Consider the following 23,843-nt stretch of genomic DNA (forward strand, 5'->3'; position numbering starts at 1 on the left):
TTCAAATTCTATTCGATATTAAGCAAAACTATATAAAATATTTATGTTTCTAATCTTTATATTTGTGTTATAAAATATATATCATGAAAACATTAAATGACTTTAATTTTAAAGATAAAAAAGCATTAATCAGAGTTGATTTTAACGTGCCGTTAAATGATAAGTTTGAAGTAACTGATGCTACGAGAATTGTATCGGCAAAACCGACAATTATTAAAATTTTAGAAGACGGAGGAAGCTGCGTTTTAATGTCGCATTTAGGACGACCAAAAGGTGTTCAAGATGAATTTTCATTAAAGCATATTGTTCCTAAAATCGAAGATATTTTAGGTGTTGAAGTAAAATTTGCTAGCGATTGTGTTGGTGCAGAGGCAGAAGAAAAAGCAGCAGCTTTAAAACCTGGTGAAATTTTATTACTCGAAAATTTACGTTTTCACGAAGAAGAAAAGAAAGGTGATAAAGATTTTGCTGAGAAATTATCAAAATTAGGAGATATATACGTTAATGATGCTTTTGGTACAGCGCATAGAGCACATGCTTCTACAACAATTGTAGCTGAGTTTTTTCCGGAAGCTAAATGTTTTGGTCTTCTTTTAGCTAAAGAAATTGAAAGCATTAAAAAAGTAATGGAAGATGGTGAAAAACCAGTTTTAGCAGTACTTGGTGGTGCTAAAGTTTCTTCAAAAATTACAGTAATTGAGAATATTTTAGACAAAGTAGATCACTTAATTATTGGTGGAGGTATGACATTTACTTTCATTAAAGCTCAAGGTGGAAAAATTGGTAATTCTATTTGTGAAGATGATAAAATGGAATTGGCTTTAGATATTTTAAAGCAAGCTGAAGCAAAAGGTGTTAAAATACATTTACCTGTAGATGTTGTTGCTGCTGATGATTTTAGCAATACTGCAAATACACAATTTTGTGATGTTACAAATATTCCTGATGGTTGGGAAGGTGTAGATGCTGGTCCTAAATCTATCGAGATTTTTGATACTGTTGTCAACCAATGTAAAACGATTCTTTGGAACGGACCTTTAGGTGTTTTTGAAATGGAAAGTTTTGCAAAAGGAACAATCGAATTAGGAAACTCTATAGCAAAAGCAACCAAAAACGGAGCGTTTTCTTTAGTTGGTGGTGGAGATTCTGTTGCTGCTGTAAAACAATTCGGATTTGAAAACAAAGTAAGTTATGTAAGTACTGGTGGAGGTGCAATGTTAGAAAGTCTAGAAGGTAAAACTTTACCTGGTATCGCTGCGATATTAGATTAATATATGAGGTTGTTTAAATACATCTTCTTATTATTTTTCTTTTTTAGCTGTGATTCTGATGATACAACTTCTGAAGTAACAGATATAAGATATAAAGTGCTCTTAGATTATGATGGAGATCTCGTTTTCATAGGTGACCAAACAAATAAGGTGATTTTTGAAAGTAGCTCTTCTGAGTATTATTTGAGCATTTTAGGCTATTATAATAAAGTACAATCTAAACGGTTGTACTTTATTTCTAGAAGTGATTTTTATTCAGGTTTTAAGTTGAATTACATTGATTTACAAGACTTATACGAGAATAGAGATTACAACTATACAGTTCAATCTTCTGTTATTAATTTTGATGAAAATGATTATTTAATGTCTGGTGTCTTTATGGAATCAGAAAATAGATATCATTTTTTAGTTACTGAAGACGATTCAAATATTCTTTTAAAAACTTTTGAGAATGGATCGTTGGTAGAAACTCAGAATGTAACTTCAACCTTTGGTATTCCTAATTTTGGTATTGAAGGAATTAGTTATTTTCAAGCGTCTAATAAGTTAGTTATCATTCAAGATGTGTTTAATTCTTCAGCTCAAAAAACTATGATTATCGATTTAGATACGTTTAGTTTAGTAGAAGAACATACAAACTTTAATTACAACTTTTTTAAAGGGTTTGGTGATGCAGAACATCAATTCCTAATCGGAAGAAAAGAAATTAGCTATCAAGTCCATGAATATTTAACAGATTTACAAGGTGATTTAATTACTGATAATTCTGATACTTATACTTTTATAGGAAGTGCATCAATAGGTTACGATACTGAAGATAGTGCTTTTGAATATTTTATAGATGGAGATGGAAGAGAAGAAGTCGGAACAATAAATACCTTTACAGGTGAGTTATTACGGCAAGGTGTAGAAGGTGAGCCTCATTCTAGAAATTCCCCAATTTTTTATTTTAAACCTAATTAATCAATTCGATTAATTTAATAAACGATATTAAGCTATGCTACGCGTTATAGTATTATTTTTTTGTACAATTATTTTTAGTGCTCATCTTGTAGCACAAGTTAAAACGGATAGCATTGTAAAAACACCATCTGAGGTTAATAGAACTGAAGATGCGGTTTTAGATGGTAAGTTATTTAAAACTGAAGATAAGATTCATCCGATTAAAGATTCTTTAGATGTTAAAAATCTTTCAGACCTACCCGAAGCTGCAAAACTCGATGAAAAATGGTTAGAAGAATTATATAATAATTCACTTTTTGATACTATTTACAAATCAATAGCAGAAATGAATTACAAACCTGTGGATTACCCTGAACTTTCTACAGACACATTAAAGGCTAGATTAGAACGTTTAAACGCTAGAACTCCATTTAATGTAGAATATAACGAATCCTTAGAGAGTGTTATTAAAAGCTATTTAAAACACCGACGCAGATCGTTTGAAAAGTTAATAGGCTTAAGTCATTTTTACTTTCCAATGTTTGAACAAGAATTTGCGAATCATGATATTCCGTTAGAAATGAAATATCTAGCCATTGTAGAATCGGCTTTAAAACCAAGAGCAAGATCTAGAGTTGGTGCAACTGGTTTGTGGCAATTTATGTACGGAACAGGAAAAGAACACGGTTTAGAGGTGAGTAGTTATGTAGATGATCGTAGTGATCCTATAAAAGCAACAAAAGCAGCCGCTGAATATTTAAATCGAGTATATAGCATTTTTAATGATTGGGATTTAGCATTAGCAGCTTATAACTCGGGACCAGGAAATGTAAATAAAGCGATTAGAAGGTCTAACGGAGCTACAAATTACTGGAATATCCGTCATAATCTACCAAGAGAAACAGCTGGTTATGTACCTGCATTTTTAGCAACAATGTATATTTTTGAATATGCAGAGGAGCATGGTTTTAAGCCAGAACGCCCCGATTATCAGTTAATTGAAACAGATACGGTACACGTGAAACAAATGATCTCATTAAACCATGTGTCTGAAGCTACCGGTATAAATATTGAAGCATTACAGTTTTTAAATCCGGCTTATAAATTAGATATTATTCCAAAGGTAGAAGGAAAAACATATGTCTTAAGATTACCGCGTTCAGCAATTGGAACATTTGTCACTAACGAAGATCGTATTTATGCTTTTGCAAATGCAGAATTTAATAAGCGTGAAAAACCATTACCAGAACTTATTAAAGCAGATAGTAAGATTAGATATCGTGTACAAAGCGGAGATTATCTTGGTAAGATTGCAAGGAAATATGGCGTAAGAGTAAGTCAATTAAAGCAATGGAATGGCTTAAGAAGCAATAGTTTAAAAGTAGGACAACGTCTTACTATTTTCGCTAAGAATCATGGTGTTACTAAACCGGTACAAAAGCCTAAAAAAGTAATCAATACAGCAGGAAAACAAGTCTATAAAGTAGAGTCTGGAGATTCACTTTGGAGTATTGCTCAAAAGTTTCCTGGAGTTTCTGTTGATAATATTAAAGATTGGAACGATATTAGTGGTAATAAACTCAAAATAGGAATGACACTTGTAGTGTCTAAATAAAAAACCAACAAAAATTATAAATTATGAGAGCTTTTTGTACTGTATTATTTTGTGTATTGCTTGTAGCATGTGGAGATAAAAAGGAAAAAGACAACACTATTTATTTACCCGCTTCAAATGGAAATTTAAATACCATTTCTATAGTTGCAGATAATAATGTGTGGGATGGTGAAGTCGGAGAGGAGATAAGGAATATTTTTGCTGCGCCAGTAAATGGTTTACCAACAGAAGAGCCTTTATTTAATATGAAACAAATTCCTACTCAGGTTTTTGACGGATTTGCTGCACGAAGCAGAATAGTACTTAAAATTGAAAAAGGTAATGTAGAATCTACAACTAAAATTGTAAATAATCCCTTTGCTAAACCTCAAACAGTTGCTGTAGTTGGTGGTAAAACAAACCAAGATATCATAAGGGAATTAGAAGAGAATAAGGATAAAATTATTGATGCTTTTAATAAAGAAGAAGTTAACGAAAAATTAAGACGTATTAAGCTTTCTCCATTAACGGATAAGAACATAGAAGAGAAGTTAGGAATCTCTATGAGTATTCCTTCAGTTTATAATATCGCTAAGTCAGACGAAGATTTTTTCTGGCTTAGAAAGAATTTAAGTAATACTAAAACGATAGACCTAATGCTTTATACTGTACCAATGGAAACTATTTCTAAAGGCGATAGTGCAATTGTAGATATTGTAAAGATGAGAAACGATATTACAAAAACTAAAATACCAGGAGAAGATGGTATTTATATGGAGGTTGAAGATGCTTATGCGCCATCAATGTTTGAAACGATTATAGATAATAAGCCAGCATACGAAGTGAGAGGTATGTGGGTAATGAATGGTTTTACAATGGCAGGTCCATTTATCACTTATACCATTGAAGATAAAATTAATAACCGTTACATTGTAGCAGATGGGTATGTGTATGCACCTTCCTTAGAAAAAAGAGATTATATTTTTGAATTGGAAGCGATGATTAAATCGGTTAAGATTAAATAATAATTAAAACTTAAAACAAAAAGAGGCTATCTAAAATATATTTTAGATAGCCTCTTTTGTTTTCTTACAAGAGAAATAAAAGTATTATTCTTTCTCTTTAATATCTGTAGATTCTTCTTTGCTAGCGTCTTTAAATTCTTTAATTCCACTACCTAATCCTTTCATTAATTCAGGTATTTTTTTACCACCAAACAATAAAAGTATAGCAAGACCAATTATAACATATTGCCATGGTCCTATGAATAAAAATATATTATTGAAAATCATAATTTTAAATTTTAGACTACAAAGTTAGTAATTATAGTTTATATAACAGTATTCTTTAGTCAACTTTAAGAGTTAATGGTAGTACTATTTCAGTATTTTAACTAATTTTGTTTTGATGGCAAAAAAGAAAAAAAAAGAAAAACAGTTTACTAAAAAGTTACTTCATAAGTACCGTTTAGTTATACTAAACGAAGATACTTTTGAAGAACGTTTTGCAATAAAGTTAACAAGGCTTAATGTGTTTGTGTTATCTTCACTTTCAGCAATATCACTTATCTTTTTCACGGTTTTACTTATTGCATTTACGCCTTTAAGAGAATATATCCCAGGCTATTCATCAGCTAAGTTAAAAAAGAGAGCTACTGTTTTAAACTATAAAACAGATTCTTTAGTTCAAGAATTAGAGTTGAATAAACGCTATTACGCATCTATCAGAAAAGTTTTAATAGGAGATGTTGCAACCATAGATTTTAATAGAGATTCTATTATAGAAGCAGCTAAAAATGATCTCGATATTTTACAAGTCCCAACAAGTAGAGAAGATTCTCTTTTAAGAGCTAAAGTAGATAAGGAAGATAAATATAATTTGTTTGAGGTCTCAGATGATCAATCTTACGTATTATTTCCACCTGTAAATGGAACTATTTCTGAAGGTTATGACCTAAAAGAAAAACATTTTGCTGTAGATATTGTAGTTCCGTTAAATACCCCTGTAAAAGCAGCTGCAGATGGTACCGTTATTTTTGCTGAATGGACTATAGAAACAGGTTATGTGGTTATTATAGAGCACAATGAAGAGCTTATTTCTGTTTATAAACACAATTCTGCGATTACAAAATCTCAAGGAGATTTAGTAAAATCTGGTGAGGTTATAGCTATGTCTGGCAACGCAGGTGAATTAACCACAGGCCCACATTTACATTTTGAACTTTGGAGCAAGGGATACTCTGTAAACCCAACTAACTTTATTAATTTTCAGTAATGGTATCACTCAAAGCCGCACTTTCAAAACCTTTTGCAAAATACGTCGCAAGGAAAATAAATAAATGGTCTTCTAAACCTTTAGAAACACAACAAAAAGTGTTTCGTAATTTAATTTCTACAGCGGAACACACCGTTTTTGGAAAAGATCATAATTTTAAAAATATAACATCGTTTGAAGAGTTTCAAGCTAATGTTCCAATTAGAGATTACGAAGAACTTAAGCCTTATGTAGAACGCGTTGTTGCAGGTGAAGAAGATATTCTTTGGAAGGGTAAACCTATTTATTTTGCAAAAACTTCAGGAACCACATCTGGTGCAAAATATATTCCTATTACAAAAGAAAGCATGCCAACTCATATTGAAGCGGCAAGGAATGCAATTTTGCTATATATCCATGAAACTGGAAATGCGAAATTTGTAGATGGTAAAATGATTTTCCTTCAAGGAAGTCCTATTTTAAAAGAAAAACACGGTATAAAATTAGGTCGATTATCTGGTATAGTTGCTCATTTTGTCCCTAAATATCTTCAAAAAAACAGATTGCCAAGTTTAGAAACCAACTGCATTGAAGATTGGGAAACTAAGGTCGATGCAATTGTAGAAGAAACGATCCATGAAGATATGAGTATCATTTCTGGAATACCACCATGGGTACAAATGTATTTTGAGAAATTAATAGAGAAATCTAGTAAGAGTGTTGGTGATCTTTTTCAAAATTTCAATTTGTTCATTTTTGGAGGTGTTAATTATGAACCTTATCGTGCTAAATTCGAGAATCTAATAGGAAGAAAAGTAGATAGTATTGAGTTGTATCCGGCAAGTGAAGGTTTTTTTGCGTTTCAAGATAAACAAGACGAAAAAGGAATGTTGCTTCAGCTAGATTCAGGAATATTCTATGAATTTGTAGAGGCAGAACATTTTTTCGATAAAAACCCAAAACGAATTACAATTACAGATGTTAAGTTAAGTGTAAATTATGTAATGATTATTTCTTCTACAGCAGGATTATGGGCATACAATGTTGGAGATACTGTTGCGTTTACATCATTAAAGCCTTATAGATTGATTGTTAGCGGTCGTATAAAGCATTTTATTTCAGCATTTGGCGAGCATGTTATTGGTAAAGAAGTAGAGCAAGCGCTTAAAGAAGCAACAAAAAATACGTTAATTTCGGTTAATGAATTTACGGTAGCCCCTCAAATAAGTCCTGAGGAAGGTTTACCTTATCACGAATGGTTAATAGAGTTTGAAAACGAACTAGAAAATGAAGCTGAATTAATTGAAGCCTTAGAACAATCTTTACAACAACAAAACAGTTATTATTTAGATTTAATTACAGGAAAAGTTCTTAGACCTTTAAAAATAACAAGAATTAAAAAAGATGGTTTTCAGAGCTATATGAAGTCTATTGGAAAGTTGGGAGGACAGAATAAAATACCAAGATTATCAAACGATCGAAAGATTGCAGATAGTTTACATGAACTTCATTTAACGAAATAAGCCTATATTTGCAGGTTAAACTAATATTATGAGTACAACAAAAAAAGAACAAGGAAGAACTAGAGCACAAGAGAGTTCTAGTGCTATAGAGCGCATGTATATAACAATGCGTCACCTCTTTAACCGTGGTTTTTATAAGCCAATGGGGATTTCTGGAGAAACATTACGTGAAGCTTTATTGCTATTGCGTCCAGAGATTTATGGCTCAATTGGTGAAGAGAAAGCAGAATTAGAAGGATTATTATATGTGGTAGATCGTTTACCTCAAGGTATAGAAGAGTGTACTTTTGTTAACTTAACAAGTGATGAAGGGTATGCAAATTCTCATTTTCAATCTATAATTCCACCTAAAAGAAGACGTAATTGCTATCGTATTGACGATGAGCAAATGAATATTGAAATCACAAGAGGTCGTTCTGAGATTTACGATATTTTAACACATCTTACGTTTTTATTTGTAGAGTCTCATAAAATAAGCAAGCGTGTTATTATTGATGAAGATGGTTCTACAATTAGAGATTGGCAAAAATTAGAGAATGCTGTCCTTTCTACTAATAAACTGACACAAAAAGAACGTGAAATTGCAATAACGCATACTGCTAATATTTTAGGCAGAACGTTTCATGAGTTAACAGATGCTTATCCAAAATTTGCTACTGAAAACCAACCAGAACGCTTACTTCATATTGTATATTGGTTAGGGAAATTAGCGATAGAAGAAACAATTAATAATGAAAAACGTACTATAACATTTAGTCCTGTTTTAAGAGAGCGTTTAGGACATCATATTCATGGTGAAATTTGGGCAGATGAAATAAAGTCGGCTTTACATAAAAACGGATTATTAGGGAGACCTATTCATATTATTAGTGCTAACATGCATAGCGTTATGAATACTTTATTTGCCAAAGGAGCACTTAAAGGAGCAGATGCTAAAAAAGATATTTTTCAAACTTATGAAGCTTTAAGTGAGTCTCAAAATGGACACTTAAGAAGTAAGGTTGAAAAATTAGCGTTGCAAAACGGAATGATAACTATTAAAGATACTTCAGGGACTAATATTGATATCCAGATTTTTGATACCGATAAAATAGATTTTTCTAAAACAGACTTTAAGTATTTAGAAGAAGCTAAAGAGAAAAAAGCGGTCATCTTTGTAATGGATTATGCCTTTGGAGAGCAAGCTTATGAAACTTTAGATGAATTTTTAAAGCCTATACATGTAGCAGGTAAAGATGTACATTTAAATGTAGAATCTATTTCCATTATGGGGAAAGCTGGTATTTTACAAGGAGGAAAAGGAGATGTTATGATTCCTAATGCTCATATTTTTGAAGGTACTGCAGATAATTATCCATTTAAAAATGAGTTAACTAAGGAAGATCTTTTAGATTGTGGTTTCTCTGTTTTTGAAGGAACGATGGTTACTGTTTTGGGAACATCACTTCAGAATAAAGAAATTTTAAAATTCTTTAAAAAATCCACCTGGAACGTTATAGGTTTAGAAATGGAAGGTGCGCACTACCAAAAAGCCATCCAAGCAGCTTCTAGAGTTAGAGGCAATATAAACGAAGATGTAAAAGTAAGATATGCGTATTACGCTAGTGATAATCCATTAGAAACAGGAGGAACCTTAGCTTCTGGAGGATTAGGAGCTTCTGGAGTTAGACCGACTTACGCGATCACAAAAAAAATACTAGAACAAATATTTAATTCATAAAAAATGAGTGAAAAATTACCACAGCAACCAGAGAATGAAGAGGTTGATTTAGGACAACTGTTTAATGCTATTGGCAATTTATTTGAAAGGCTATTTTCTTTTATAGGTAGGATATTTAAAGGTGTTTTTTCTGCTTTTATTTATATTATAAAGCCACTTGTAGATCATATAAAAATAGTAGCTGTTGCCGTATTAATTACTGCTGTTTTAGGTTTTGTTGTTCAAAAAACAAAAAAACCAATTTATTATTCAAATATGTTGGTAAAAACCAATTTTGATTCTAAATATCAATTAGCGAGTAATATTAATTATTTTAATAGTTTAATCAGTTCGGATAATGTTACTGAGTTGTCAAATATATTTGAAATAGATACACTAACCGCAAAAGAACTTATAGGTTTTGAATTTGAAGCAGGACCTGAAACTCAAAATGATTTATTTAGTGAATATGATGAATATGTACAATCTATAGATACCTCTTTGGTAGACGAGTTAAGTTATAAAGAATACGTTGGGAATAGAGATTTACTAACTGGTAATTTGTTTTCTATTAAAGCGAGGTCTACTAAAAATGATATTTTTACAAAGCTTTATCCTGGTTTTGAAAAGACGTTTGAGAATGATTTTGCCAAATATAAAAAGCAAGTTAGGGATACAATGGCTTATATAGAGCGTTCTTCTTATAAATTAGAATTAACACGTCTAGATAGCATTCAAAAAACATATTTACAGGTCTTAAAAAACAGTTCAGAAACTAAAGATTTATCATTCGGTTTTACTTCAGGTATTCCACTTCAAGAAGAGAAATCAATTACTAAGGAGTATGAATTATTTATTAAAGAGCAAGATATTTTAAGAAATTTAAAATTGTTAGATCAAAGTATTGCTGAAGAAAATACTTACTTTAATGTTTTATCTACTTTTGATAGGTTGGGTAGTGAGGATAAAAGTATAGGTCATCGCTATTTTATATTATTTCCTGTTTTAACATTATTACTTTTTATAATAACATTTTTACTACTAAAAGCATTTAATTTTATTAAGAATTATGAGTAAAATAATTTTAATTACAGGAGGGGCAGGCTTTATCGGTTCAAATTTTATAGTTCATTTTTTAGAGAATTATAAGGATGTAAATGTTGTTAACCTTGATTTGCTTACTTACGCAGGCGATCTTTCTAATTTAAGTGGACTTGAAGAAAATAAAAACTACACGTTTGTTGAAGGAGATATTTGTGATACAGAACTTGTAAATAGTCTTTTTATAAAATATAAATTTTCTGGGGTCATTCATTTTGCGGCAGAATCTCATGTAGACAATTCAATTAAGAATCCTGATGCCTTTGTAAAAACAAATGTTAATGGAACTTTTAACTTAATAGATGTTGCCAAAAAACATTGGATGGATGCTCCATTTTCATTTAAAGAAGGTTGTGAGACTAACAGATTTCATCATATATCAACAGATGAGGTTTATGGAACCTTGGGAGACACAGGTTTGTTTACTGAAGAAACTCCTTATGCACCAAATAGTCCCTATAGTGCTTCAAAAGCATCATCAGATTTTATTGTAAGAAGTTATTTTCATACGTATGGAATGAATGTAGTGACTACTAATTGTAGCAATAATTACGGTCCAAAACAACACGATGAAAAACTGATTCCAACCATTATAAGAAAGGCAATCAATAATGAAGCTATACCGATTTATGGAGATGGAAAAAATATTAGAGATTGGTTGTATGTAGAAGATCATTGTACAGGAATTGATTTAGCATTTCAAAAAGGAAAAGCTGGTGAAACCTATAATGTTGGTGGAAAAAATGAACGTGATAATTTATACATCGTTCACAAAATCTGTGAACTATTAGATACTATTAAGCCAAGAGAGAATACTTCGTCTTATGCTGATTTAATTACATTTGTTAAAGATAGACCAGGACATGATTTTAGGTACGCTATTGATGCTTCAAAATTAGAAAATGAATTAGGTTGGAAGGCGAGTGAAAATTTTGAATCTGGTATAATGAAAACGATAGAGTGGTACCTTAATAAATACAACAGTTAATATGAAAGGAATTATACTAGCAGGTGGATCAGGAACAAGATTACACCCTTTAACTTTAGCAGTAAGCAAGCAATTAATGCCTGTTTACGACAAGCCAATGATATATTATCCGCTTTCAACCTTAATGTTGTCTGGGATAAGAGAAATATTAATCATTTCTACACCTCAAGATTTACCTTTATTTAAAAAATTGTTAGGTGATGGTACTAAATTTGGTTGTGATTTTCAATATGCGGTACAAGAAGAACCTAATGGATTAGCTCAAGCTTTTATTATTGGAGAAGATTTTATAGGAGACGATAAAGTGGCTTTAATTCTTGGTGACAATATTTTTTATGGAACTGGTTTATCAGACTTGTTACAAGAAAATAATGATCCTGATGGAGGAATCGTTTATGCTTATCATGTTCTCGATCCAGAACGTTACGGTGTTGTAGAGTTCGATAAATCGGGTAAGGCTGTTTCAATTGAAGAAAAACCAGAACATCCAAAATCTAATTATGCAGTTCCTGGGATATATTTTTATGATAATTCTGTCGTAGACATTGCAAAAAATATTAAGCCAAGTCACAGAGGGGAATTAGAAATTACAGATGTTAATAAAGCTTATTTAAGTCAAGGAAAATTGAAAGTAAGCGTTCTAGATAAAGGTACAGCTTGGTTAGATACAGGTACTTTTAAATCTTTAATGCAAGCCTCTCAGTTTGTACAAGTGATAGAAGAACGTCAAGGTTTAAAAATTGGAGCTATAGAAGAAGCGGCTTTTAGTATGGGGTATATCAATGAGGATCAATTTAAATCTCTTATTGAGCCATTAATTAAAAGTGGTTACGGTAAGCATCTATTAAGTTTATTATCTAAATAAAAAGAATGACAATTAAAGAAACAAAATTAGAAGGTTGCTATATTTTACAGCCTAATATTTTTAAAGATAAAAGAGGTTATTTTATTGAGAGTTTTAATCAAAAAACATTTAATTCACTATTAGGATTGGATGTTAATTTTGTTCAAGATAATGAATCTAAATCCTCTAAAGGTGTTTTAAGAGGTTTACATTATCAATTAGGAGAACATGGCCAAGCAAAATTAGTACGTGTTGTTAAAGGTGCTGTTTTAGACGTAGCGGTAGATGTAAGAGAGGGGTCTAAAACATTTGGGCAACATGTTGCAGTAGAGCTTACAGAAGAGAATAAAACACAGCTTTTTGTGCCAAGAGGTTTTGCGCATGGTTTTATTGTTTTAGAAGATGAAACAATTTTTAGTTATAAGTGTGATAATTATTACAATAAAGCATCAGAAGCAGGTCTTATTTATAATGATGAAGATTTAAAAATAGATTGGCAACTACCAAGTACAGATTTTATTCTTTCAGATAAAGACATCATTTTACCTAAATTAAAAGATGCTAAAATATGATAAATGTACTTATTACAGCTAAAGACGGTCAATTAGGACAATGTTTTCAAAGCTTAGTTTCAAAGCATCCAAATCTTCAATTTATTTTTAAATCTTCTTCTGAATTAGATGTTACAAATAAAGCGAATATAGAGGATGTCTTTGGTGCGTCTTCATTTGATTATTGTATAAATTGTGCAGCTTATACTGCTGTAGATAAAGCAGAAGAAGCAGTTGAATTAGCAGATAAAGTAAATCATTTAGGAGCTCAGAATTTAGCTGAAGCTTGTAAAAAGTTTAATACGACATTAATTCATATTTCAACAGATTTTGTTTTTGATGGTAAATCTACCGTCCCATATTTAGAAGACGATATTACTAATCCATTAGGGGTTTATGGTAAAACTAAATTGGCTGGAGAACAAACTATCTCTAAGCTATTACCACAACATTTCATAATTAGAACCTCTTGGTTATACTCAGAATATGGTAATAATTTTCTAAAAACCATGTTGAGGTTAGCTAATGAACGTGATGAAATAAGTGTCGTTGGTGACCAAATAGGGAGCCCAACATACGCTAAAGATTTAGCAGAAGCTGTATTGCAAATTATTGAGTTAAGAAATACTAATTATGGTATTTATCATTATAGTAACGAAGGTGAGATTAGTTGGTATGATTTTGCTAAAGAAATTTTTAACGTAAGTAATAGTGATATTAAGTTAAATAAAATTTCAACTTTAGATTACCCAACACCAGCAGATCGACCGAAATATAGTGTTCTTAACACTTCTAAATTAGTAAATAATCTCCATGTTTCTATCCCAAATTGGAAGTTTAGTTTAGTGAAATGTATTGAGAATTTTTCTAAATAAGAAAAGCCTACAGTGGTGAGGTGATGAATTATTCATTTTCATAGAAATATGTCTTTTACAACAAAATAATACTATAATTTCGCGAAGTAATTAGAGAGACTTAAAAAACAAAATGAGTTCAAATTCCAAGATTTTTAAAATCCTTAATAGGAATAAGAAAATAATAGAGAACTTCTCTTATTTATCAATTCTACAGGTTTTAAATATGCTTATTCCTTTGATTGTGTTCCCTTACTTAATTAGAGTATTAGGAAGCAACACTTATGGTTTGGTAATTTATGCTCAGGCTATTATTGGCTATTTTGTTGTGTTAATAAACTTTGGTTTTAATATCACTGCCACCAAAGAAATAAGTATTCATAAATATAATAGGGAAAAACTTAATAAAATAATTAGTAGTGTTTTCATTATAAAAGGTTTCTTTTTTGTAATTTCAATATTAATTCTTACTGCTTTAATCTTTGTGATCCCTGAGCTTAGAGACAACAAACTATTATTTTATTTAACGCTTTGGTTATGTGTTTATGAATTGATTTTCCCTATTTATTATTTTCAAGGAGTAGAGGAAATGAAATATATAACCATAATTACATTGATAAGCAGATGTATTTTTTTGGTGCTTACATTTTTATTAGTCAATCAAAGTGGAGATTATTTATTAGTTCCTATAATTAATGGAACAGGAGCTCTAATAGCAGGTGTTATATCACAATACATTATATTTAAGAAAGGAATTAAGTATTCTTGGCAGCCGTTAAGAATTTTAAAATTGTATATTAAAAAGTCATATATAATGGCTTTGGCTTATGCGTCAAACACCTTAAAGACAAACTTAAATATTGTTATAGTTAAGTTTTTGTTTTCATATAAGGAAGTAGCATACTTTGATTTGGCACTTAAGATATCTAGGATAGGTATGTCATTTCTGGAGTTAATCAGTATTTCTATTTTTCCAAAAATGAGTAGAGATAAGAATAAATTCTTTTTAAGAAAAATTATTTATCTATGTATTGGATTATCTGTAGGTTTTGTTATTATAGTTCAATTTTTTGCCCCTTTATTAGTTTTAATCCTTGGAGGTGAACAAATGACAGATTCAATATTTATTTTAACGGTTGTGGTCTTTTTTGTTCCTTTTGAAATTTTAAGCGGATTATTTGGAAGAAATTGCTTAATTATTCATGGCTATGATAAAGATGTATTGTATAGTATGGCATTATCTAGTGTGGCGTATGTCTTAATAATAATAATCGTATATTTTAGCTTAGGAAATCAAATATCTCTATTTTTACTGAGTTTAATATTTGTTTTTTCTTTTATGGTAGATGCTGTATATAGATATATTATGTGTAGAAAATATAACATTCTATGAATTTACTACGTTATGCGAAAGCACTAACCCGATTTATTATTGGCTCAATATTAAGTATTTATTGTTATCGAAATATTAAGGTTTATTTCTGTAATCATCTTAATATTGGTATTTGGAATTTGTACAAAAAAAGAACTGTTTTTCATCATCCTATAGGAATTGTAATTGGGTTTAAGGTGCAAATAGGAACTGATTGTCAAATATTTCAAAATGTAACAATAGGAACCAAAGACACTCAAAACTATAAAGAAGCCCGTTATCCGAAAATCGGAAATAATGTGATTATTTATCCAAATAGTATTCTCATTGGTGACATTAATATTGGTGATAATGTAATTATTGGTGCAGGCTCAATTGTTTTAAATGATGTTCCATCAAATGTAGTTGTTGCAGGTAGTCCAGCAGAAGTGAAAAAGAAAATAACAAAATAATCTAAGTGTTATTGAACTTGATCGGAATTCTTTTTTTTTAGATGAATTATAAGTAAGAGTAGTGATAAAATTAAATGATTTAGCTTTTTTTATTGTATTGCTGGGTATATTCTTTCTACCCTTTAATTCGTATGAAGGTCTTGAGTTTCTAGGAGAATTTAAAAAAGATTCTTGTATTCTGTTTTTCTTATTAGCTTCATTATTTGTGGTTTGTAAAAAGAAATTAGAATTGCCATTTAATAACTTATTGTTTCAAGTTTTTCTTTTAGTTATTATTTATTTTTTCTTTACTGGTATTTTAAATTTCTATGATTTATCTGGTTATTATTTTAAAAAAACATCAGGATTATCACGTTTTATAAGGCAATATACCTCACTAATATTGTCCTCTTTATTTCTTGTCGGGTTGTTTTATAATGTATTTAAAAAGTATAATACAGCGGTTGTTTTTTTTAAAATTAGAACAGTATTAACCTACTCATTATACGTTGTGGCAATTTACGCTGTATTTGAACTTTTCATAGTTAAGTTTAATATGGTTCAGCTATTAGATGTTTTAACGCTTTTTGATTATTTTCCATTTACCGAAGTTTATATAGATACAACGACAAAAAGATTATCTTCAGTTACTTTTGAGTCCCCAGCATTAGCTACCTATTTGTTAAGTATTTCTGGATGGATGTTTAGTTACATTCTTACAGAAAAAAAACGAAGTCGTTTTTTTCCGATTTTTTTAACCATTATATTAGCTTTTTTATCAGGTTCTAGAGCCGGAATCTTTATAATTATTGTTCAAATAATTATCTTTATGATGTACATCTTAAAAGATAAAAAGTTTCATAAATTGTTCGCGAAAATATTTTCAATAAGTGCAGTTGTAATATTTATCTCGCTGTTGTTTTTTGCAAAACCAATTTATGAATACACTGCATCAAAAATTTCTTCATTTAAAACCTCTGATGATGTGCATGCGATATCTAATAAATCGAGGTTTGGAATACAAATTGCTTTGTTTAAAGTTTTCTTAAACAACCCTATTAAAGGAACAGGTTACGGCTTACAAGCTTATGAAGCTAAAGATTTATACCCAGATTGGGCTGTAAAGAATAATTGGGAATTTAAGTACAAGTATTTAAATGAAGACCATAAAAGTTTTCCTCCAGGTTATAATCTATATGTTAGATTGTTAGCAGAAACAGGAATAATAGGGTTTTGCTTATTTGTGTTTTTTGTTTTATTAATATTATTTTGGTGTTATAATAAAGCTTTTAGAAAACAAGGAAGTAAAACAATAATACCAATTGTAATTACAATATCTATGATTGGTTTTTTATTTAATTGGGGTAAGACAGATACATTTAGAATATACTTTTTTTGGTTATGCTTAACCTTAATTATTCTGCTACAAAAAGAAGAAAAGAAGAAAAATGATAAAGAAAAAATTAATAATATTAATTCCTCATTATAATGATCCTGAAGGGTTACAAATATCTATAGCATCAATTAATGAAGATTTTCCTGTAGATATTTTTGTAATTGATGATGGTAGTAGTGTAGAGCTTAACGAAAAAGAATTAACAAATAGTTTTACAAATGGAAAAATATTTTTTAATTATTTAGAAGAAAATAAAGGACTCAGTTATGCCTTAAACAAGGGGCTCGAATTTTCTATAAAAAATGGCTATGAATATACTGGTCGCCTGGATTGTAGAGATCTATTTGTAAAAAACAAATGCTCAAAACAATTATCTTTTTTAGACTCTAATACAGATATTAAACTATTAGGGACTTGGGCAAAGATGGTAGATGAAGAGAGTAATCAACTTTTTATTTTAAAACATCCGATAAAACATGATGAAATTAAGAAAAAGATGTATCTTAATAATATGTTTGTGCACCCTTCAGTAATAATTAGAACTGAAGTTTTTAACGATATTGGTCTTTATAATAAAAAATACTCAAAGGCCGCCCAAGACTACGATTTGTTCTTTAGAATTGTGAAAAAATATGAAGTAGCAAATTACCCTGAAGTATTATTAATCTATGAAATGTCTTTAAATTCTATTTCTTCAAAACGAAGAAGGTTACAAATTAGACATCGGATTAATATTATTATAGAGAATTTTTATTTTGGGTTATATCCAATACATGGTATAATTAGAAGTTCTGTTTTATATTTTTTATCCAGAGAAACAACTACCAAATTAAAATCTATTATAAAAAAATAATGACCTTAAAAAAATATCTTTATCAAACATACAACCTGTTTTTTTGTTTGCTATGTTTTACTTTGCCTTTCGAGAAAGTACTATCTGCAGCTCCAAATGTTATGTTAATAACATTGGTTCTGTTAGGCTTCTTTATAATTAAAAAAAGCGAAATAAAGGCATTTGTAAAAAAGGAAAAAAGTTACGCTATTTTTCTCGTTTTTTTTTGTGTTATTATAGTATTCTCTTTAATAAATGGTGAGATTAAAAATGATCTATTCTTATTTCAAAAATTAGCAATCCCCCTTATTCTTATTCCTCTTATTATTCCATTAAAGACTATAATACATGTCAAAATCACTTTTATTGTCGCTGTATTTTTAGCAATACTTATCTCTATTTATAATATCGTTGTGTTTATAAATGATACTGGTGAATTTAGTTTTTCACAAGGGAATTTTATTAATGAAGTTTTAATTTCAGAACGATTATACTTAGGGTTTACTTGCGTAATTAGTTTGGTCTTGTCATTACATTTATATAGTAATACGTTAAAGTTAAAAAAAGGTGTTCGGTTATTGTTTTTATTTAATGCTGTTATAATCTTACTATTTTTACTTGTTATTGCTGCCAGAATAGCTATAATATCGGCTGTTTTTGTGTTTATATACTTTATCTATTCGCAATATAAATCTAGATATAAGTTTATTATTGCATTTGGGTTAATCTTTTTTTTAGCATTATTTTTTCTTGTAAATCCTAATCTTTCAAAACGTTTTTTTCACTCTAATGATACTTATACTGATTCACTCTTTGAAAAAATAAAAAAGCGCGAACCACGATATGAAATATGGAATTGTTCTTTAGGTCTTATTGATTATAATAAAGAATTAATAATAGGTCATGGTTATTATAATACAAAAGAGCTTTTAGTTAATTGCTACGCAAATAACATTAAGGATAAAGCAAGAAAAGAATGGTTTGTGAATAGTAGGTTTAATACTCATAATCAATTTTTTGATATCCTTTTGAGTTCTGGTTTTATTGCTCTTGGACTTTTTTTGCTCTATTTGTATGATTTGATGATAATTAATCGTTTTAGTTTTTTAGTAATTAGCCTTTTAGGAGTTTTATTTTTAGTAATGCTCGTAGAGAATATACTACATAGGCAGGTGGGATGTTACTTATTTGCATTTTCTTCTATTTTACTTTTAAAAAGTAGAGAATGACAATAATAATTAAATAGCAAGATAGAGAGAGATTAGTACGGTAATATTAAAAGTATTTTAATTAATTTTTCAACTACAAATTGAAATCAAGAAAGATGTTAATCGAGTAATTTACTCTTTAAAAGTAAGAAATCAGAAATCTGGTATGATTCTAAATATAGATTTGATTAAAATAAAATATTAATGAATAAAATAAAAGTTGCTCATATTCTAAATTCTGTAGGGGGTGTTGACGTGTACCTTAGACTTATTTTAGAAAATATTGAAAGCTCTAATTTTCATAGCATAGTTATTCACAGCAAAGAGGATACTAAGAAGCCATATTTAGATAATAAGAAAAGGCTAATTAAAGACTATAAACTACCAATTCAAAGAGAGATAAATGTAATTAAAGACTTATTATCTATATATCAAACAATAAAAATTTTAAAAAAAGAAAAGCCTAATGTTATACATGCTCATAGTGCTAAGGGGGGGGTAGTAGGAAAAGCAGTAGGTTTTATATTAAAAACTCCTGTTTTGTATACACCACATGCATATTCATATTTAAGTGCAGAAACTAAATTCAAGAAAAAATTATATTTGCTTGTTGAAAAATATTTTCGTAGAACAAATAATAAAGTATTAGCGACCTCTATATCTGAAAGCAATAGGGCAATACTTGATGTTGGTTATAAGAAAGAAAATGCATTATTGTTTAATAATTCAATAAATCCTATTAGTGAGATAAAACCTTTATCAATTAATAAGAATTGGCCAGATAATTATATTTGTTCAGTAGGTCGTCCATCTTTTCAAAAAAATATTGAATTGATGGTAGAAGTATTAGCAGAGACGAAAAAAACAATAAAAGATATTCACCTTGTTTTAATGGGAGTTGGATTTTATTCACCAAATTTGAATTCTGTAAAAGATAAAATAATAAAACTTGGATTAGAGAACAATATTACACTTTTAGAGTGGACTACTAGAGCTGATATATTTAATATTATTAAAGCGTCTCAATTATACATATCTACAGCAAGATATGAAGGATTGCCGTATTCCATTATTGAAAGTTTAGCTCTTGGAAAAGCAATAGTGGCAACAGATGCTGACGGAAATAGAGATTTGGTAGAAGATAATTATAATGGTTATCTTATTTTTAATGAAGATAAGTACAAGTTTTCTGAAGGAATCATTGAGTTGATTAATAATAATGAAAAGAATAATAAGTTTTCTCAAAATTCGCTAGCACTATTTAATAGTAAATTTGATATTACTAAAAACATTTGTAAACTAGAAAAAATTTATTGTGAAAATCTAAAAAAGTAACATTAATAATTTTTTATTAAATAACAAAAAAACAAAATTGAGTTTATTCAAACAAGGTAGATATTCAGGATATTTAAGACCCATTTCATACATTATTGATTTAATAATCATTAATGGAATTGCTGTATTGTATTTACTTAAAGGTAATGATCCTTTTATTTTTTTGACTTTAATATCTATAAGTTGGTTTTTAATATCGGTCTATTCTAGTTTTTATGAAGTATATAGATATACGAGGCCTGTAAATATTTTATCTCTTATAGTACAACAATTTATTTTATTTTTACTAGTTGTATTTGCATTTTCAGGTTTATACCATGAGTATAAAATATACCCTAGACCAATTGTAAAATATACATTATTCTGTTTTCTTTTTATCACTATTTTTAAGTTTACTATTTACTATTTGTTACAGAAGTATAGAACATCGTTTGGTGGAAACTTTAGGAAAACTGTTATTTTAGGTTTAAATAAAAAAACATTGGCCTTAGAAAATTTTTTTAATAAGAACCCTGAATATGGTTATTTACACAAAAAGACATTTAATTTAAAAAACAAAGAATATTCTCTAGAAGAGTGTTTTAAATATGTTTTAAAAGAAGGAATCGATGAGATTTACTGTTCCATTTCAGAATTGAGTAATGTTCAAATTGCGGACATTGTAAATTTTGCAGATAATAATCTTAAGATTCTAAAATTTATACCGGATAGTAAAGAGATTTATGCTAAAAAATTACGCTATGAGTATTACGATTATATTCCTATTCTTACGCTTAGAAATATTCCATTAGAGGACTCTGTTAACACATTTATAAAACGAGGTTTCGATATATTTTTCTCAAGCTTTGTTATTATTTTCGTGCTATCTTGGCTAACACCAATTATTGCTATTTTAATAAAGTTAGAATCTAAAGGTAACGTGTTTTTTAAGCAATCTAGAAATGGATTTAATTATAAAGAATTTGATTGCTACAAGTTCAGATCCATGACACCAAATAAGGACGCACATCTTTACCAGGCCACAAGAGGAGATCAGCGTGTAACTAAAATTGGTAAATTCATTAGAAAAACCAGTATTGATGAATTACCCCAGTTTTTTAATGTTCTTTTTGGAGATATGTCTGTAGTTGGCCCAAGACCTCACATGGTAAGTCATACCTTAATGTATGCCAAAAGAATTGATAAATTTATGGTGAGACATTTTGTAAAACCAGGAATTACAGGTTTGGCCCAAACTAGTGGATTTAGAGGTGAAGTTGAAACGGATAAAGATATTATTGGTCGAGTTAAATATGATATTTTTTACATAGAAAACTGGTCTATTCTTCTAGATTTAAAAATTATCTTCCAAACTTTTATTAATATTTTTAAAGGAGAAGATAAAGCTTATTAAATAACTTTAGTTAGCCTCTCTAGTTGTACTTTAAAGCTAAAGACATCAACTCCCTTTTTTATAATATTTAGAGAGCGTTTTTCTGAGAAATCGTTCCTGTTTAATTTAGAAATAGAATGATTTAATACCTCGTAATTTCCAGCTTCAGCAATCCAACCTAAATTATTTTCTTTTACAACACCTTCACCTTCACCACCCCCAAAATAAAGCATTGGAAGCCCTAATTTAGCATATTCAAATATTTTTGAAGGAACAGATCCATAAATTCTATTAAGTAGCGGAATAACCGTTAAATCGTACTTTAAAAGCTCTTGGTGTAATTCTTGTCTAGTTACTTCTCCATGATAAATAATAGGAAGATTTGGGTTTGCTGTTATAAATTGTTCAATTTGTAACTGTTCTGATCCTGCACCATAAATATGAAACTCAATTTTTTTGTAATCTAACTCTTGACAAAGTTTAAAAATCCCTTGAGCAATCCCTAATAATCCGGCATAAACCATTTTTATTTTTCCTTCGGAAGCTGGCGCGTATTGGCGATCTGGAGCTTTAAAATCAGGATAATTTCTATATAAAAACACCTTTTTCTCCGGAAACATACCTAAAACGTGAGTTAAAATCTCTTCACTTTGTCCTAAAATTAAATCGGCTTTTTTATAATTAAAACGTTCAATTTTTTCTAGCATTTTATAGCTAAAATTCTTTTTAAAGGCTCCCAATTCTAAACCAGCAATAGGCCATAAATCACTCACGTTTAATATTAACTTATGTTTTTTTCGTCTTAAAAATAACATGCAAGTAAACGCTACCAAAAGGGGAGGAGATTGTACAATAACGGTTTTTGGGATGTTATGCCACATAAAAAACCATACTAAACTAAAACTGTAAGATAGCATTGCAATAAGGCGTAACAACTTGTTTTTTGAGTTGCTGGCGTAAATCCACAGGCGGTTTACGGTAATTCCGTTTTCAACAGAAATATGCTTAAAACGACCTTTATAATCATTAAAAATTTTCCCTTTTGGGTAATTGGGCAACGGTGTGGTTACGGCAACTTTAAAACCTTGAGAATGTAAACCGGTTGCTAAATGAAAAATCCTATTGGAAGCCGCGCCTGTTTCTGGGGGGAAATAACTTGTTATAATTAATATGTCTTTCATTAAAGAGAATAAATGTCAACTAAACAGTCCGTAATTCGTTTTGCAGCATTACCGTCCCAAAGCTCTGGTGTTTGTCCTTGTTTCCAGTGTCCTGAAAGCAAATCTTTAAAAGCCGATTCAATTTTTTTAGTATCATTTCCTACCAAAACATTCGTCCCAATTTCACAAGTTTCAGGTCTTTCGGTAGAATCTCTAAGCGTAATACACGGTACATTCATTACGGTGGTTTCTTCGGTAATTCCTCCTGAATCAGTTAGCATTGCAAAAGCATTTTTTACTAAATAATTAAAATGTAAATAGCCTAAAGGTTCTACATAGTGTAGATTTTCAAAATTTAAATCTAATCCTTCCAAAAGCTTTTTAGTTCGTGGATGCACTGGAAATATTATAGGAAAATCTTTACCTAAACTTACAATATTATGTATTAAGCTTTTAAGCTGGTTTTCTTCATCTACATTACTTGGGCGATGTAATGTCATCACCATGTATTTCTTTTCTTCTAAGTTAAAAGATTCCCAAATTTGAGGTTTTTCAAATCTTGGTGTATGTTTTAATAAGGTGTCAATCATTACATTTCCAACAAAGAAAACCTTGCTTTCAGAAACCCCTAGAGCTGCTAAGTTTTTATTAGCATAGCTAGATGTGGTAAAAAAATAATCGGTTAAACTATCGGTAACAATTCTATTAATTTCTTCGGGCATATTCATATCTCCAGATCTAATTCCGGCTTCCACATGTGCAACATCTATTCCTGCTTTTTTAGCAACAATAGTACACGCTATTGTAGAGGTAACATCGCCAACAACCATTACCAAATCACAAGGGTTTTGTTGTAATTCCTTTTCAAAACCAATCATTATTGCACCAGTTTGTTCGGCTTGAGTACCACTTTTCACTTCTAAATTAGCATCTGGGAACGGTATGTGTAATTCTGTGAAAAAAGTATCGCTTAAATTTTTATCATAATGTTGACCCGTGTGTACTAACCTGTAATTAATATCAAAGCCAAGCGCTTTTTTTTCTTTAATTGCCTCAATAATGGGGGCAATCTTCATGAAATTTGGTCGTGCTCCTGCTATAATTGTAATGTTCATAA

General features: G+C 29.8%; 22 protein-coding genes. 19 read left to right on the forward strand and 3 right to left on the reverse strand.

Annotated features, from left to right (window positions below; genetic code table 11):
* Positions 1 to 83 precede the first annotated feature (83 nt).
* The 4 genes from H0I32_RS08180 to H0I32_RS08195 are packed head-to-tail and all read left to right on the forward strand — an operon-like array spanning position 84 to position 4,832.
* Entirely contained in the window at positions 84 to 1,271 is a 1,188-nt protein-coding gene (locus tag H0I32_RS08180) for a phosphoglycerate kinase (protein WP_173587639.1), read from the forward strand.
* A gap of 3 nt (positions 1,272 to 1,274) precedes the next feature.
* Entirely contained in the window at positions 1,275 to 2,234 is a 960-nt protein-coding gene (locus tag H0I32_RS08185; RefSeq protein WP_173587640.1) for a hypothetical protein, read from the forward strand.
* A gap of 34 nt (positions 2,235 to 2,268) precedes the next feature.
* On the forward strand, positions 2,269 to 3,828 hold the full coding sequence (locus tag H0I32_RS08190; RefSeq protein WP_173587641.1) for a LysM peptidoglycan-binding domain-containing protein: 1,560 nt from the start codon (positions 2,269 to 2,271) through the stop codon (positions 3,826 to 3,828).
* A 23-nt stretch (positions 3,829 to 3,851) separates the two neighbouring features.
* Positions 3,852 to 4,832, forward strand: coding sequence for a DUF4837 family protein (locus H0I32_RS08195; RefSeq protein WP_173587642.1), 981 nt, complete (start codon positions 3,852 to 3,854; stop codon positions 4,830 to 4,832).
* 84 nt (positions 4,833 to 4,916) lie between these two features.
* Here H0I32_RS08195 and H0I32_RS08200 read toward each other — a convergent pair whose 3' ends face one another.
* Positions 4,917 to 5,099 (reverse strand): twin-arginine translocase TatA/TatE family subunit, encoded by a 183-nt coding sequence (locus H0I32_RS08200; protein ID WP_173587643.1) that lies wholly within the window; start codon positions 5,097 to 5,099, stop codon positions 4,917 to 4,919.
* Positions 5,100 to 5,214: 115 nt separating this feature from the next.
* Between H0I32_RS08200 and H0I32_RS08205 the strand changes: the two genes are divergently transcribed.
* From H0I32_RS08205 to H0I32_RS08275, 15 genes are all read left to right on the forward strand, one after another.
* Positions 5,215 to 6,081, forward strand: a complete 867-nt coding sequence (locus H0I32_RS08205; protein WP_173587644.1) for a M23 family metallopeptidase — start codon at positions 5,215 to 5,217, stop codon at positions 6,079 to 6,081.
* Positions 6,081 to 7,583: a GH3 auxin-responsive promoter family protein gene (locus tag H0I32_RS08210; protein ID WP_179314162.1), complete on the forward strand. Its 1,503-nt coding sequence runs from the start codon at positions 6,081 to 6,083 to the stop codon at positions 7,581 to 7,583. Before H0I32_RS08205 ends, H0I32_RS08210 begins: the two co-directional genes overlap by 1 nt.
* 28 nt (positions 7,584 to 7,611) lie before the next feature.
* Complete coding sequence (locus tag H0I32_RS08215) at positions 7,612 to 9,303, forward strand: DUF6909 family protein (protein WP_173587646.1); 1,692 nt, start codon at positions 7,612 to 7,614, stop codon at positions 9,301 to 9,303.
* A 3-nt stretch (positions 9,304 to 9,306) separates the two neighbouring features.
* A complete protein-coding gene (locus tag H0I32_RS08220; protein WP_179314161.1) occupies positions 9,307 to 10,359 on the forward strand; it encodes a hypothetical protein in 1,053 nt (350 codons plus the stop codon).
* On the forward strand, positions 10,352 to 11,371 hold the full coding sequence (gene rfbB, locus H0I32_RS08225; protein WP_179314160.1) for a dTDP-glucose 4,6-dehydratase: 1,020 nt from the start codon (positions 10,352 to 10,354) through the stop codon (positions 11,369 to 11,371). The genes H0I32_RS08220 and rfbB overlap by 8 nt, the downstream gene beginning before the upstream one ends.
* Before the next feature lies 1 nt (position 11,372).
* Positions 11,373 to 12,236 (forward strand): glucose-1-phosphate thymidylyltransferase RfbA, encoded by an 864-nt coding sequence (gene rfbA, locus H0I32_RS08230; RefSeq protein WP_179314159.1) that lies wholly within the window; start codon positions 11,373 to 11,375, stop codon positions 12,234 to 12,236.
* A gap of 5 nt (positions 12,237 to 12,241) precedes the next feature.
* Complete coding sequence (gene rfbC / locus H0I32_RS08235; protein WP_179314158.1) at positions 12,242 to 12,787, forward strand: dTDP-4-dehydrorhamnose 3,5-epimerase; 546 nt, start codon at positions 12,242 to 12,244, stop codon at positions 12,785 to 12,787.
* Positions 12,784 to 13,641, forward strand: coding sequence for a dTDP-4-dehydrorhamnose reductase (gene rfbD / locus H0I32_RS08240; protein ID WP_179314157.1), 858 nt, complete (start codon positions 12,784 to 12,786; stop codon positions 13,639 to 13,641). The genes rfbC and rfbD overlap by 4 nt, the downstream gene beginning before the upstream one ends.
* A gap of 112 nt (positions 13,642 to 13,753) precedes the next feature.
* Positions 13,754 to 15,013, forward strand: coding sequence for an oligosaccharide flippase family protein (locus H0I32_RS08245; protein WP_179314156.1), 1,260 nt, complete (start codon positions 13,754 to 13,756; stop codon positions 15,011 to 15,013).
* Positions 15,010 to 15,444 carry a serine O-acetyltransferase gene (locus H0I32_RS08250; RefSeq protein ID WP_179314155.1) on the forward strand — a complete coding sequence of 145 codons (435 nt, stop codon included), beginning with the start codon at positions 15,010 to 15,012 and terminating at the stop codon, positions 15,442 to 15,444. Before H0I32_RS08245 ends, H0I32_RS08250 begins: the two co-directional genes overlap by 4 nt.
* Positions 15,445 to 15,505: 61 nt before the next feature.
* A complete protein-coding gene (locus tag H0I32_RS08255; protein WP_179314154.1) occupies positions 15,506 to 16,912 on the forward strand; it encodes an O-antigen ligase family protein in 1,407 nt (468 codons plus the stop codon).
* Positions 16,872 to 17,672 carry a glycosyltransferase gene (locus tag H0I32_RS08260; protein ID WP_179314153.1) on the forward strand — a complete coding sequence of 267 codons (801 nt, stop codon included), beginning with the start codon at positions 16,872 to 16,874 and terminating at the stop codon, positions 17,670 to 17,672. The genes H0I32_RS08255 and H0I32_RS08260 overlap by 41 nt, the downstream gene beginning before the upstream one ends.
* 101 nt (positions 17,673 to 17,773) lie before the next feature.
* A complete protein-coding gene (locus tag H0I32_RS08265) occupies positions 17,774 to 18,880 on the forward strand; it encodes an O-antigen ligase family protein (RefSeq protein ID WP_218747122.1) in 1,107 nt (368 codons plus the stop codon).
* A 183-nt stretch (positions 18,881 to 19,063) separates the two neighbouring features.
* Complete coding sequence (locus H0I32_RS08270) at positions 19,064 to 20,194, forward strand: glycosyltransferase (protein ID WP_179314151.1); 1,131 nt, start codon at positions 19,064 to 19,066, stop codon at positions 20,192 to 20,194.
* Between the two features lie 37 nt (positions 20,195 to 20,231).
* Entirely contained in the window at positions 20,232 to 21,587 is a 1,356-nt protein-coding gene (locus tag H0I32_RS08275) for an exopolysaccharide biosynthesis polyprenyl glycosylphosphotransferase (protein WP_179314150.1), read from the forward strand.
* Here the strand turns inward: H0I32_RS08275 and H0I32_RS08280 are convergent.
* Together H0I32_RS08280 and wecB are read right to left on the reverse strand one after the other, a co-directional pair.
* Complete coding sequence (locus tag H0I32_RS08280; protein WP_179314149.1) at positions 21,584 to 22,747, reverse strand: glycosyltransferase family 4 protein; 1,164 nt, start codon at positions 22,745 to 22,747, stop codon at positions 21,584 to 21,586. The two genes, H0I32_RS08275 and H0I32_RS08280, sit on opposite strands and share 4 nt — an antisense overlap.
* Positions 22,747 to 23,841 carry a non-hydrolyzing UDP-N-acetylglucosamine 2-epimerase gene (gene wecB / locus H0I32_RS08285; protein ID WP_179314148.1) on the reverse strand — a complete coding sequence of 365 codons (1,095 nt, stop codon included), beginning with the start codon at positions 23,839 to 23,841 and terminating at the stop codon, positions 22,747 to 22,749. The genes H0I32_RS08280 and wecB overlap by 1 nt, the downstream gene beginning before the upstream one ends.
* Positions 23,842 to 23,843: the final 2 nt, after the last annotated feature.

Source organism: Winogradskyella sp. HaHa_3_26, from assembly GCF_019278425.1.
Lineage (GTDB): Bacteria > Bacteroidota > Bacteroidia > Flavobacteriales > Flavobacteriaceae > Winogradskyella > Winogradskyella undariae.